Here is a 13,166-nt window from a genome sequence, read left to right on the forward strand (position 1 = left end):
ACAGTTTGCGACCGACACAGAACCAGGGTGGGAGCGGGCTTGCTCGCGAATGCGTCAGAACATTCAACATCGGTTATTGAAGAAACTGCGTCAGGTCAGTGGGCAATACAGATGAATGTCTCTGGGTTCTTGATCAAACAACTCTGGATCCGCCTGATCAACCAACCGGCAACCCTGTCTCTGATAAAACTCCACAGTGTTGCGCGACTCAGTCGCTGAAACATACAACGCCTCGGCACCGAATCGCCGGCCCTGCTCGCAGGCCAGCGCAAACAACTTCGCCCCCAGCCCTTGCCCGCGGTAATCACGGCTGATGTGCAGAAACTTCAACTGGCGCATGCTCAACCCCTGATTGTGAATAACCCGGTTATCCACAACCACCGCCGCGACCAGCGCCTGCCCATCGAAAACCCCGTACAACCAGCCACCGCGCCGCAAGCACTTCTCCAGCGCCAGCGCGTTTTCCTCAGCTTCTCCTTCCGGCCAGCCACGCATGTCGAAATGCACCGGATACAGAATCAATTCACCGTTTTCCAGCCGATAACATTCTTCAACCAGCTCACTGCGGTCGATCTGCGCCAGCAGCGGCAAGTCGTGTTCGGTCAGTTCTCGCTCGATCAACATGCTCGACTTCCTTGGCAAATGGCAGGCAAGAAAAAACCCGCCGGTTCAATGGCGGGTTTATAGACGTTGCGCCGGTTTGAAATCAATCGCGCAGATCGGATTCGTGAATCGGCTGATCACGATGCGTCGCGCGCTGATACTGCGCCGGCCATACCGCTTTGCGCCCGCCCAGATCATCGTCGGCATGCAGCGGCCAGTACGGGTCACGCAGCAGCTCGCGGGCGAGGAAGATGATGTCGGCCTGACAGGTGCGCAGAATGTGCTCGGCCTGCGCCGGCTCGGTAATCATGCCGACGGTGCCGGTGGCGATGCCGGACTCCTTGCGCACCCGTTCGGCGAAGCGCGTCTGATAACCCGGCCCCACCGGAATCTCGGCGTTGGCGGCGGTACCACCGGAAGAGACGTCGATCAGATCCGCTCCCAATGCCTTGAGGCGGCGCGCCAGTTCCACGGTTTCATCCGGGTTCCAGCCGTCTTCGACCCAGTCGGTGGCCGACACCCGGACAAACACCGGCAACTCTTGTGGCCAGACCTCGCGCACGGCCTCGGTGACTTGCAACACCAGCCGAATACGGTTTTCGAACGAACCACCGTATTGATCGCGGCGCTGATTGCTCAATGGCGACAGAAACTGATGCAGCAGATAACCATGGGCGGCATGCACCTCGACCACGCTGAAACCTGCGGTCAACGCGCGTTTGGCCGCAGCAACGAAGGCCTGGATGACTTCGGCGATTTGCCCTTCATCCAGCTGCTTGGGTTGCGTGTGTTGCGGGTCGAAGGCAATCGGTGACGGCCCGACCGGGATCCAGCCGCCATCCTCCGGTTTGACGCTGCCGTGTTTGCCTATCCATGGCCGATGGGTGCTGGCCTTGCGCCCGGCATGGGCCAGTTGAACGCCAGCAACCGCACCCTGAGCGGTGATGAAGCGGGTGATGCGTTGCAGCGGTTCGATCTGTTCGTCGTTCCACAAACCGAGGTCTTCAGCGGTGATTCGCCCGTCGGCGGTGACCGCCGTGGCCTCGGTAAAAATCAGGCCGGCACCGCCCACCGCGCGGCTGCCCAGATGCACCAGATGCCAGTCGTTGGCCAGACCGTCGACGCTGGAATACTGGCACATCGGCGACACGGCGATGCGGTTGGGCAGGGTCAGTTGGCGAAGGGTAAAGGGTTCGAGCAGCAGACTCATGGGGCACCTCTCAAATCAGTGGGCAGGCTCCAGGGTTCTGTTTGAAAAGTCGACGAGTGACAGGAAAAAGGTGCAGCACCCGCCCCCGCGGGCAAAACATTCGACAGACGTCACAAGGCCAATCAAGCAGTGCTTAGAGCCTAGTCGACAACCGGGGATGAGGGAGGGTTCAGAGTGATTCAGTGTGTGAAAGGGTACTTTCGCGAGCAGGCTCGCTCCCACAAAGTCAACACCGTGCCTGTGGGAGCGAGCCTGCTCGCGAATGGCGTCAGCGCGGTTCGATGTGGGCAATCATCAGTTGCACCGTCTCGTTGCCCCGGAACTCGTTGACGTCGAGCTTGTAGGCCAGCTCGACCCACTGAATGGTCGGGTTCGGCCAGACATCACGGTCGATGCCGAAAGCGATGCCATCCAGCTTCACCGACCCGCACTCGCTTTTCAGCACCACTTTCAGATGGCGCTCGCCGACCACCCGTTGCTCGACCAACTGGAACACACCGTGGAACAGCGGCTCCGGGAAGTGCTGGCCCCAAGGCCCGGCATGGCGCAGGGCGCGGGCCAGTTCCAGATGGAATTCCTCGACCGCCAGCGTGCCATCCGAAAGCATGCGCCCGGTCAGGTCTTCTTCACGAAGTTGCCGACGCACTTCGGCATCGAAAGCCTCGGCGAACAGCGGAAAATTCTCTTGCGGCAAGGTCAGACCGGCCGCCATCGCGTGGCCACCGTACTTGGCGATCAGGTTCGGATGCTGCGCCGCCACCACGCTGAGGGCATCGCGAATGTGGAAACCCTGCACCGAACGCCCCGAGCCCTTGAGTAAACCGTCACCGGCATCGGCGAAGGCAATGGTCGGGCGGAAATAACGTTCTTTCATGCGCGAGGCGAGAATGCCGATCACGCCCTGGTGCCATTCGGGATCGAACAGGCACAGGCCGAACGGCATCGATTCCACCGGCAAGTCCTTGAGCTGGGCCAGCGCCTCGCGCTGCATGCCCTGCTCGATGGATTTGCGATCCTGATTCATGCCGTCCAGTTGCGCGGCCATTTCCCGCGCCAGATTGGCGTCGGCAGTGAGCAGGCATTCGATCCCGAGGCTCATGTCGTCCAGGCGCCCCGCCGCGTTCAGGCGCGGGCCGACGATAAATCCAAGGTCGGTGGAAGTGATTCGCGCCGCGTCACGCTTGGCCACTTCAAGAATTGCCTTGATCCCCGGTCGTGCACGCCCGGCGCGAATCCGCTCGAGGCCCTGATGCACCAGAATCCGGTTGTTGGCGTCCAGCGGCACCACGTCGGCAACGCTGCCCAGCGCCACCAGATCCAGCAGTTCACCGATGTTCGGCTGCGGCTTGCTCTCGTACCAGCCAAGGCTGCGCAGGCGCGCGCGCAAGGCCATCAACACGTAGAAAATCACCCCGACCCCGGCCAGCGCCTTGCTCGGAAACTCGCAGCCCGGCTGGTTCGGGTTGACCAGCGCATCGGCCAGCGGCAGTTCATCGCCGGGCAAGTGGTGGTCGGTGATCAAGACTTTCAGCCCCGCGCGCTTGGCGGCGGCGACGCCTTCGACGCTGGAGATGCCGTTGTCGACGGTGATCAGCAACTGCGGCTCGCGCGCCAGGGCAACCTCGACGATTTCCGGGGTCAGGCCATAGCCGTATTCGAAGCGATTCGGCACCAGATAATCGACATGCGCCGCGCCCAGCAGACGCAAGCCAAGCACGCCGACCGTACTGGCCGTCGCGCCATCGGCGTCGAAGTCACCGACGATCAGAATCCGCTGACGCTGCTCCAGCGCCGTCACCAGCAGATCCACCGCCGCCTCGATGCCCTTGAGCTGCTGGAACGGAATCAGCCGCGCCAGACTTTTATCCAGCTCCGCCTCGGATTGCACGCCCCGCGCCGCGTACAAACGGGTCAGCAAAGGTGGCAGGTCACCGAGAAACGGCAGCGTGGCAGGCAACGGTCGAGGATCAATACGCATGGGCTAACGGAAACTTCTCTTGAATACGTGGGATTAATCAGTAAGCGGCGCAGGATCAGCCGCGTTCACCGGCCAGCCATTCCAGCTGGACTTCGTGCTGACCACGGTCGTCAGTGACGAAGATCGTGCCTTCGCTGATCATCACGTCCCACTTGATCACGCGCGGCATGTCCTTGGCCAGGGTTTCCAGTACTTCCTGCGGCACGGCGGCGATGTTGACGTTTTTCAGGTTCTTCGCCACCGGCACCACTTTGCCTTCCCACACGCGCAGGCTGCCGTAGGCCAGCAGGCTGGTGCGTTCGGTGCGACGCGAGCACCAGGTCAGGCGATCAGCGTCTGGCTGGCCGACTTCGATCCAGTGCAGGACGCGGTCATCCAGGCTTTTTTCCCACAGTGCAGGTTCATCCACGTCCGACAGACCACGGCCGAATGACAGCAGTTCGTTGTACCAGAGGGCGTAGGCCAGCAGCCGCACGGTCATGCGCTCTTCGGTTTCCGAAGGGTGACGGGCGATGGTCTGCTTGACGCTCTCGTAGACGCTGCGGTCGAGGTCAGTGAGGTTCAGTTCGAATTTGTACGTGGTAGACGGCTGGGCCATGAACGGGCTTCTTGATACGAGGAAAGTCGGCAAGTCTAACCGATGCCGTAGGCAATCATCGAATTGATGGCGATCAACCTGCGGCGTCTGACAGCCGGCTATGTTAAAACGCTGTATCCGCTCAGCCTTGTCCTACAGGATTCAGTATGCCGTTCGCCAACAAACCGCTCAGCGGTGTGAAAGTCATTGAATTGGGTACGTTGATTGCCGGGCCGTTTGCCTCGCGCATTTGCGGCGAGTTCGGCGCCGAAGTGATCAAGATCGAATCGCCCGACGGCGGTGATCCGCTGCGCAAGTGGCGCAAATTGTATGAAGGCACCTCGCTGTGGTGGTTCGTCCAGGCGCGCAACAAGAAGTCGCTGACCCTGAACCTCAAGCACCCCGAGGGCCTGGCGATCCTGAAAAAACTGCTGGGCGAAGCTGACATCCTGATCGAGAACTTTCGCCCCGGCGTGCTGGAAAAACTCGGGTTGAGCTGGGAAACCCTGCATGCGCTGAACCCGAAGCTGGTGATGGTGCGCCTCTCGGGTTTCGGCCAGACCGGGCCGATGAAAGATCAACCGGGCTTTGGCGCAGTCGGCGAGTCCATGGGCGGCTTGCGCTACATCACCGGCTTCGAAGACCGGCCACCGGTGCGCACCGGGATCTCCATCGGTGACTCGATTGCCGCGTTGTGGGGCGTGATCGGCGCGCTGATGGCGCTGCGTCACCGCGAGGTCAACGGCGGTCTCGGCCAAGTGGTCGATGTCGCGTTGTACGAGGCGATTTTCGCCATGATGGAAAGCATGGTGCCGGAGTTCGACGTGTTCGGCTTCATCCGAGAGCGCACCGGCAACATCATGCCGGGCATCACGCCGTCATCGATCCACACCAGCGCCGACGGCAAGCATGTGCAGATCGGTGCCAATGGCGACGCAATCTTCAAGCGTTTCATGCTGATCATCGGCCGCGAGGATCTGGCCAACGACCCGACACTGGCGAGCAACGACGGGCGCGACAGTCGCCGCGACGAGTTGTATGGCGTGATCGACCGCTGGGTCAATTCGCTGCCGCTGCAAAGCGTGCTCGACCTGCTCAATCAGGCGGAAGTGCCGGCCAGCCGGATCTTCAGTGCCGAGGACATGTTCAGCGATCCGCAGTACCTCGCCCGGGAGATGTTCCTGCAGGCGAAACTGCCGGACGGCAAGCCTTTCAAGATGCCGGGCATCGTGCCGAAACTCTCTGAGACACCGGGCACTTCCGAATGGGTCGGGCCGCAGCTCGGTGAACACAATGCGCAGGTACTGCACGATCTTGGCTACGACGAACAGCAGATCGCCCGGTTGCGCGCAGACGGAGCTATCTAAGCTGAAACATCGGCAGACATCGGACGCCAACCGCGCCCACCACTGGTGGACGTGGCGGCTGTTCGGCCTGTTGTTTCTGCTCGCCCTGCCCGCCTGGGCGCAAGCGAAGCCCACGCTGGTCTGGTTGCTGCGCGACCTGCCGCCCCTGACCATCTTCGAAGGCCCGAAAAAGGGCCAGGGCGTCATCGATCAACTGATGCCGATGCTGATCGCCGGCATGCCGCAATACGAACACACGCTGATGCGGGTCAATCGCGCCCGCGGCATGCAGATGCTGCACGAGCCGTCCTTTACCTGCGATCCGTCGCTGATCTGGAGCAAGGAGCGCACGCAATGGATCACTTTCTCTATCCCGGCGTTTCGCGCTGTCAGTAATGGTCTGGTGGTGCGTCAGAAGGATCGCGACGTACTGGCGCCGTACCTGATCGACGATGAAGTCGATCTGCCGGCATTTCTGGCCAATGGCGAGATCAAGGTCGGAGTTGTCGCGGAACGCAGTTACGGCGAGTATCTCGACAGTCTGCTCAAGCAGGCTCCCGGCGGTGCGTTGACGCCGCATTATGGCAACGACGCCCTGAGCAGCCTGCTGTCGATGCAGCGCCTGGGGCGTCTGCAAGTGGTGCTGGGTTACTGGCCGGAGATCCGCTATCAGGCGCAGCAGGCGCAAATTGCCGAAGACCAACTGGTGTTCTTTCCGATTCGCGGCACCGGCAAGTATCTGTCTGGCTTTGTCGGGTGTTCCGATACTCCTCAGGGCCGTCAGGCGATCAGTGAGATCAACCAACTGCTGCGTACCCTGCCCCACGAGCAACTGAACCAGTCGTATGCCGACTGGCTGGACCCCGAAATGCGCACGGATTATCTGCAACAGGCGCGGATTTTTTTCGAGCAACAGGCCACGCAGTAAAACCTGCGGGCAAAAAGAAACCCCGAGCAGTGGGGAGACAACTCGGGGTTAAACGCGGTCTGCTTAAAGACCCGTAGCAGCAAGCGACAAGCACCGGAGCACAATGCTTGATCCTGCTGTTACGGGGTCTGACTGACGGGGATGCAGGAAGGTTCCCACAAAAAATATTTCATCTTTACAGGGCCGCACGCTTATCCAGCGCCGCATTGCGCAAGGCCGCAATCACACAGGGCTCCAGCCGCCCTTCGGCGATCAGGACGTCACGGTGCAAACCGTCAACCACATCTGTCAGCAGGCGTTTGTCGCTCAACTGCGCCTGATTGAATTCGCGCTCCACCACGAGGGCGCCGTTGCTGTTCTTCAGCGTCACCAGGCATTCGCCATGGGCGCCACACGGAGTCAACGTCACCTGATACGGGCTCAGAGCCTCACCGAGCAATAGACTGATACTTTCCATCTCGATCTCCACTCAATAGTCCGAAAACATTGTGCCTGGGGCGTGTTCACAATAAATGACCACCGGCCCGAGAAGAAAGTTCTGAATACCGCGCTGCTCCCGGAGCAGTTAGCGGTCTGTCAGAGCATGCACGGTGAAGATGACAGAAACATAACCGTCGTCTCAAGCCCCCGCCGGATGGGTTGCCGCTTGCAGGTAGCTGTCCAGCAGCCCGCGCATCAGCACGGCCGAGACCGGCGTTTGCAAACGCCCCAGGAGTTTCAGCTCCTGCTGGTGAAGCAGGCTTTCGAGATCACTCAGCAGGCCGGGTGCCACACGCCCCAGCAGGATTAGCGCCCGCGCTTCCCGCCCGGCCACCAGATGACGGATCAGCGCCAGGCCCTCTCCCCCGCGCAGTTGCGGATCGCAAATCGCTATGTCGACCCGGGTGCGGCGCTCCAGCGAGCACTTTGCTGACGCCAGCGACGGCGCTGTCAGCACGTCGTAGATACCGACCGCATTGAGCATCTGGTGCAACGCCATCATTCGATAAGGATCGGGTTCGAGAATCAGTACTTTGAGCGAGCGCATGGACGACCTCTGAAACGGCAATCGCGGACTCGTCCGCAGTTGCTGCCCACTTTAGGGCAGCCTCCTTCAGTCCCCCATCGGAAAAGGAAGCGCGTGATATAGGAAATTTCCCTATATCAATGCGGATGTCCCGTCGTTGCCGCATCACGCCGGGTGATGTCCGTCCACCCGCCGAGCAAGCCTCGCAACTCCCCACTGGCGCAGTAAAACGGCACCGTCCATTGATAGATTTCGCGATTACCCTGCTTGAATTGCAGGCGACGTCTGCTGAAGCGGGTTCGGCGGGTTCTCAGCTGAATCATGAACTCCTCATGCAGCATGCCGGCGGTGGCACGCGGCAGGGCATCGACGTCGATCAAGCGGCACCCCTGCACCTGCTCAAAGCGGATCGACAACGCCTCTTCGTAGCTTTTGTTACAGAGGATCAGACGCCCTTCCAGGTCGCGAACGAACACCGGGTCAGGCATGGCGTCTATCAGCGCGCGCTGGAAGACCAATTGATCACCGAGTTGGCTTTGCACGTCTCGATGCTGTTTGATCAGCGCCGCCATTCGCCGATGCCATAACAGCGACAACCCACAAAAAGCCCCCACCACAAACACACCCCAGTAGCCCAAACGGGACCAGTGTTGCCAGCCCGCAGCAGCTGGTTTCGGCCCGATGCCGCCCAGCCAGTTCAGGCGAATGGCCCGCAGTTCGGAAGCCGGGAACGCTTCAAGCGCCTTGTTCAGGATGCTCAGCAATTGCGGCTGACCCTTGCGCACGGCCAGAAGATCCGCCTCCCATTTTCCCTCCAGCAATTCGCCAACCTTCAGCAAGCCTGAGGGATAGAGCTGCGCACCGATTTCGTTTTCGATGGTGGCATAGGCCTCACCGCTTTCGACCAGCGCCCGTGCCTCGGCATAGGTTTTCACCGAACGTAATTCGATGGACGGATAATCGCGTCGGATCACCCCCTCCAGCGCATGCCGACCCGGCAACACCAGCACCCGTTTGGCCAACTGCTCCAGCGATTGCACTCCAGGCTCGCCGGCGCGGCCGACAAATACCCAGCCGGCACCGCCAAAGGCATGACTGAAATCCAGACTCAAACGGCGCTCATCATTCATCGCCAGAGTCGTGCTCATGTCTGCGGCACCGGTTTCCAGGCGCTCGAGCATCTGCGCGGTGGAAAACGACTCCCGGTAAACGAATTGCAACCCGGTCATGGCGCTGATGCGTTTGAGCACATCATTGTTCAAGCCGCTCCAATGACCATGCTCATCCAGAAACAGGTACAACGGGTACTGCTCCGCCGCCACGATCACCGTCGGGTTATCGCGAACCCATTGCCGCTCTGCTTCATTCAGCACAACGGTGCCGATGTTTAACTGCTCTTCATCATGCGCCAGATGCGCCGCAACGCCCACGCGCCAGCCAACCAACAGGCACAGCAGAAAAACCCGCTTCAGGGCGTGTTTCCATCCTCTTTCAAACAGCATTGCCACTTCCTTCGTGATCGACTCACCCGTCCTTCATGGGCGAAAACCCGAGCAGTGTGGCAGCAGAAACAAAAAAGCCCGTCAGGAGACGGGCTTCAAAATGTGACAGCTTTTTCGACTTACAGCGGCTTGCCACGGTTGCCATGCTGGCTGACAAAGGCCTGTACGGCTTTCAGCTCGTTTGGCAGAACGGTGCAGCGCTCGTTTCGCTCAAACAAATCAGAAAGATGTGCAGGCAGTTCGAGAGCTTTTCCTACACCCGCTTTCTCCACGGCATCCGGGAATTTCACCGGATGTGCAGTGCCCAGAATCACCATCGGGATGTCCAGGCTGCGACGGCATTCGCGGGCGGCCTTGACGCCAATGGCGGTGTGCGGATCCAGCACTTCGCCGCACTGCGCGTAGACTTCGGCGATGGTTTCGCAGGTTTGCGCGTCATCCACGGCCAGCGAGTCGAACAGCTTGCGGGCTTCGGTCCAGCGCTCTTGCTCGACGCTGAAACCACCGCCCTGCTTGAACGAATCCATCAGCCCGGCAATCGCCGCGCCGTTACGACCGTGCAGGTCGAACAGCAGGCGTTCGAAGTTCGACGAAACCATGATGTCCATCGACGGCGACAGCGTGGCGTGCAGGGTTTCCTTGACGTACTGGTTGCCGCTCATGAAGCGGTGCAGGATGTCGTTGCGGTTGGTGGCGACGATCAACTGGTTGATCGGCAAGCCCATGTTGCGCGCCAGGTAACCGGCGAAGATGTCGCCGAAGTTGCCGGTCGGCACCGAGAACGCCACCGAACGCGCCGGGCCGCCCAGCTGCAGGGCTGCGTGGAAGTAGTAGACGATCTGGGCCATGATCCGCGCCCAGTTGATCGAGTTCACCGCCACCAGACGCGTGCCCTTGAGGAAGCTCTGGTCAGCGAAGCTGTTCTTGACCATTTCCTGGCAGTCATCGAAGTTGCCTTCGATGGCGATGTTGTGGATGTTCTCGCCGACAATCGTCGTCATCTGCCGACGCTGCACTTCGGACACACGGTTGTGCGGGTGCAGGATGAAGATGTCGACGTTTTCGCAGTGCTTGCAGCCTTCGATGGCGGCCGAACCGGTGTCACCCGAGGTAGCACCGACGATGACCACGCGCTCGCCGCGCTTTTCCAGCACGTAATCGAGCAGACGACCGAGCAGTTGCAGGGCGAAGTCCTTGAACGCCAGAGTCGGGCCGTGGAACAGCTCGAGCACCCATTCGTTGCCGTTGAGCTGACGCAGCGGCGCAACGGCGCTGTGCGAGAACACACCGTAGGTTTCTTCGAGGATCTTTTTGAAATCGGCGTCCGGGATGCTGCCGGTGACAAACGGGCGCATCACGCGGAAAGCCAGCTCGTGGTACGGCAGGCCGGCCCAGGAAGCGATTTCTTCCTGGGTGAAACGTGGCAGGTTTTCCGGGACGTACAGACCGCCGTCGGTGGCCAGACCGGCCAGCAGGACGTCTTCGAAATTCAGGGCCGGTGCCTGGCCGCGGGTACTGATGTAACGCATGACTGACTCCAATGGAGAGTGTGCACAACAGTGGCCCCTTTCACGGGGCCATTGCAGGACAACGACTTAGTTCAGGTGCTCGACGCGGATCCGCACAACCGGACCATTCACGCCGGCCAGGGCTTCGAGGGCGGCGATTGCATCGTTGATACGCTGCTCGACCACGCGGTGGGTCAGCAAGATCATCGGCACCAGACCGTCGTGTTCCTCGACTTCCTTCTGCATGATCGACTCGATGTTGATGCCGCGCTCCGAGAGGATGCTCGCCACCTGAGCCAGTACGCCCGGATGGTCCTTGGCCTGGATGCGCAGGTAGTAGGCACTTTCGCAGGCTTCGATCGGCAGGATCGGATGCGCCGACAGCGAGTCCGGCTGGAAGGCCAGGTGCGGCACGCGGTTTTCCGGATCGGACGTCATGGCGCGAACCACGTCCACCAGGTCGGCGATCACCGACGAAGCGGTCGGCTCCATGCCGGCACCGGCGCCGTAGAACAGGGTCGAACCGGCAGCGTCACCGTTGACCATCACGGCGTTCATCACGCCGTTGACGTTGGCGATCAGGCGATCGGCCGGGATCAGCGTCGGGTGTACGCGCAGCTCGATACCGGCAGCGGTGCTGCGCGCCACACCGAGGTGCTTGATGCGGTAGCCCAGCGCTTCGGCGTAGTTCACGTCAGCGGTGGTCAGCTTGGTGATGCCTTCGGTGTAGGCCTTGTCGAATTGCAGCGGAATGCCGAACGCGATGGAAGCCAGAATCGTCAGTTTGTGCGCGGCGTCGATGCCTTCGACGTCGAAGGTCGGATCGGCTTCGGCGTAGCCCAGCGCTTGCGCTTCGGCCAGCACGTCTTCGAAGGTGCGACCCTTCTCGCGCATTTCGGTGAGGATGAAGTTGCCGGTGCCGTTGATGATCCCGGCGACCCAGTTGATGCGGTTGGCGGACAGGCCTTCACGGATCGCCTTGATCACCGGAATGCCACCGGCCACGGCCGCTTCGAATGCCACGATCACGCCTTTCTCGCGTGCCTTGGCGAAAATCTCATTACCGTGAACGGCGATCAGTGCCTTGTTCGCGGTGACCACATGCTTGCCATTCTCGATGGCCTTGAGTACCAGCTCGCGGGCAACGGTGTAGCCGCCCATCAGCTCTATGACGATGTCGATCTCAGGGTTCGTGGCCACTTCGAAGACATCGTTGGTAATCGCAATACCGGTCGTCTGGAACTGAGGCTTTGGCGTGCGCATGGCAATTTGTGCCACTTCGATCCCACGCCCGGCACGACGAGCAATTTCCTCGGCGTTGCGCTGAAGTACGTTGAAGGTACCGCCACCGACGGTCCCTAACCCACAGATGCCTACTTTGACCGGATTCACTGTGAACTCCCCATGAAACGGCCGACGCAAGGTCGGCCGGAAAACAACCGCGTGTTCGCGGCTCTCTATTAATGGCCCGGCGAAGTTACCGCCGGACCATGATCGTCAAAGGCTGACCGTGACGATGCGAATTACTTGGCGCCCAGCGCCAGTTTGGCGACTTGTGGCGCCGGCTGGTAGCCCGGAATGACTTGTCCGTCGGCCAAAACGATAGCCGGTGTGCCGTTCACGCCAATCGACTGACCCAAAGCGAACTGTTTGGAAACCGGGTTCGCGCACTTGGCGGCCTTGATTTCCTTGCCATCGACCATTTTGTCCATGGCGGCTTTCTTGTCGGTCGAGCACCACACGGCTTGCAGTTGCTCGTCACCCGGCGAGCCGAGGCCCTGACGCGGGAACGCCACGTAACGCACTTCGATGCCGCGCTTGTTCAGCTCAGGCACTTCGGCGTGCAGCTTGTGGCAGTACGGGCAGGTGGTGTCGGTGAACACGGTGATGTGCGATTTGGTTTCGCCCACCGCCGGATACACCACGGTTTCGGCCACTGGAATGGCATTGATCAGTTTGGAGATGCCCAGGCGTTCGGTCTTCTCGGTCAGGTTGACCGGTTTGCCGTCCTTGAGCTGGAACAGGTAGCCCTGAACGATGTACTGGCCGTCGGCGCTGGCGTACAGCACGCGGCTGCCCTTGAGCTTGACTTCATACATGCCCGGCAACGGGCTGGCGCTGATGCTTTCTACCGGAACCTCGAGTTCGAGTTTTTCCAGGCTTTGACGAATGGCTTTGTCGGCCGCGTCATCGGCGACGGCAAAGGTGCTGACCAACGCAATGGCTGCGGCGGCGAAAATCTGGGTCAGACGCATGAGAACTCCTGAAGGCGGACAAATGAAACGGTCAGAACGCCCGTGCCGGAACACCGGGTCATAACCGTCCATCGTGCAAACCGGCAAAGCCTACCACATAAGGCTCGCATGGCCGAATGCGCCTGACACAAGACACTCAAGGCTGACTGGCACACATTATTGTGGTGAGGGGATTTATCCCCGATGCAGGCGCTGCGGTCGTAAATGGATACTTTGGTGTTTTTATTAAACCCAAAGTTTTTGGGGCTGCTGT

12 protein-coding genes are annotated in these 13,166 nt (G+C 60.6%); 2 read left to right on the forward strand and 10 right to left on the reverse strand.

Annotated features, from left to right (window positions below; all coding sequences use genetic code 11):
- Positions 1–90: 90 nt before the first annotated feature.
- From QRN61_RS21540 to QRN61_RS21555, 4 genes are all read right to left on the reverse strand, one after another.
- The gene (locus QRN61_RS21540; protein WP_097086377.1) at positions 91–624 is read right to left on the reverse strand and encodes a GNAT family N-acetyltransferase; all 534 of its coding nucleotides are present in this window, start codon (positions 622–624) and stop codon (positions 91–93) included.
- Positions 625–706: 82 nt separating this feature from the next.
- On the reverse strand, positions 707–1,813 hold the full coding sequence (locus tag QRN61_RS21545; protein WP_096795213.1) for an NADH:flavin oxidoreductase/NADH oxidase: 1,107 nt from the start codon (positions 1,811–1,813) through the stop codon (positions 707–709).
- A 268-nt stretch (positions 1,814–2,081) separates the two neighbouring features.
- Complete coding sequence (gene recJ / locus QRN61_RS21550; RefSeq protein WP_183785716.1) at positions 2,082–3,791, reverse strand: single-stranded-DNA-specific exonuclease RecJ; 1,710 nt, start codon at positions 3,789–3,791, stop codon at positions 2,082–2,084.
- A 55-nt stretch (positions 3,792–3,846) separates the two neighbouring features.
- Positions 3,847–4,389 (reverse strand): YaeQ family protein, encoded by a 543-nt coding sequence (locus tag QRN61_RS21555; RefSeq protein WP_003222001.1) that lies wholly within the window; start codon positions 4,387–4,389, stop codon positions 3,847–3,849.
- 146 nt (positions 4,390–4,535) lie between these two features.
- Here QRN61_RS21555 and QRN61_RS21560 point away from each other — a divergent pair, with 146 nt between their 5' ends.
- Together QRN61_RS21560 and QRN61_RS21565 are read left to right on the forward strand one after the other, a co-directional pair.
- Positions 4,536–5,735, forward strand: a complete 1,200-nt coding sequence (locus QRN61_RS21560) for a CaiB/BaiF CoA transferase family protein (RefSeq protein WP_095138297.1) — start codon at positions 4,536–4,538, stop codon at positions 5,733–5,735.
- Complete coding sequence (locus tag QRN61_RS21565) at positions 5,662–6,642, forward strand: TIGR02285 family protein (RefSeq protein WP_502942643.1); 981 nt, start codon at positions 5,662–5,664, stop codon at positions 6,640–6,642. The genes QRN61_RS21560 and QRN61_RS21565 overlap by 74 nt, the downstream gene beginning before the upstream one ends.
- A 175-nt stretch (positions 6,643–6,817) precedes the next feature.
- Here the strand turns inward: QRN61_RS21565 and QRN61_RS21570 are convergent, their stop codons facing one another.
- The 6 genes from QRN61_RS21570 to dsbC form a co-directional block, all read right to left on the reverse strand.
- Positions 6,818–7,099 carry a DUF3509 domain-containing protein gene (locus QRN61_RS21570; protein ID WP_027610974.1) on the reverse strand — a complete coding sequence of 94 codons (282 nt, stop codon included), beginning with the start codon at positions 7,097–7,099 and terminating at the stop codon, positions 6,818–6,820.
- Positions 7,100–7,261: 162 nt separating this feature from the next.
- On the reverse strand, positions 7,262–7,669 hold the full coding sequence (locus QRN61_RS21575; protein ID WP_183785710.1) for a response regulator: 408 nt from the start codon (positions 7,667–7,669) through the stop codon (positions 7,262–7,264).
- A 116-nt stretch (positions 7,670–7,785) separates the two neighbouring features.
- Complete coding sequence (locus tag QRN61_RS21580) at positions 7,786–9,150, reverse strand: transporter substrate-binding domain-containing protein (RefSeq protein WP_150370340.1); 1,365 nt, start codon at positions 9,148–9,150, stop codon at positions 7,786–7,788.
- A gap of 119 nt (positions 9,151–9,269) precedes the next feature.
- The gene (gene thrC / locus QRN61_RS21585) at positions 9,270–10,679 is read right to left on the reverse strand and encodes a threonine synthase (protein ID WP_027610971.1); all 1,410 of its coding nucleotides are present in this window, start codon (positions 10,677–10,679) and stop codon (positions 9,270–9,272) included.
- 66 nt (positions 10,680–10,745) lie between these two features.
- Positions 10,746–12,050: a homoserine dehydrogenase gene (locus tag QRN61_RS21590; RefSeq protein WP_007908972.1), complete on the reverse strand. Its 1,305-nt coding sequence runs from the start codon at positions 12,048–12,050 to the stop codon at positions 10,746–10,748.
- 131 nt (positions 12,051–12,181) lie between these two features.
- On the reverse strand, positions 12,182–12,913 hold the full coding sequence (gene dsbC, locus QRN61_RS21595; RefSeq protein WP_007967782.1) for a bifunctional protein-disulfide isomerase/oxidoreductase DsbC: 732 nt from the start codon (positions 12,911–12,913) through the stop codon (positions 12,182–12,184).
- Positions 12,914–13,166 lie beyond the last annotated feature (253 nt).

Source organism: Pseudomonas sp. lyk4-TYG-107 (assembly GCF_030209055.1).
GTDB lineage: Bacteria > Pseudomonadota > Gammaproteobacteria > Pseudomonadales > Pseudomonadaceae > Aquipseudomonas > Aquipseudomonas putida_A.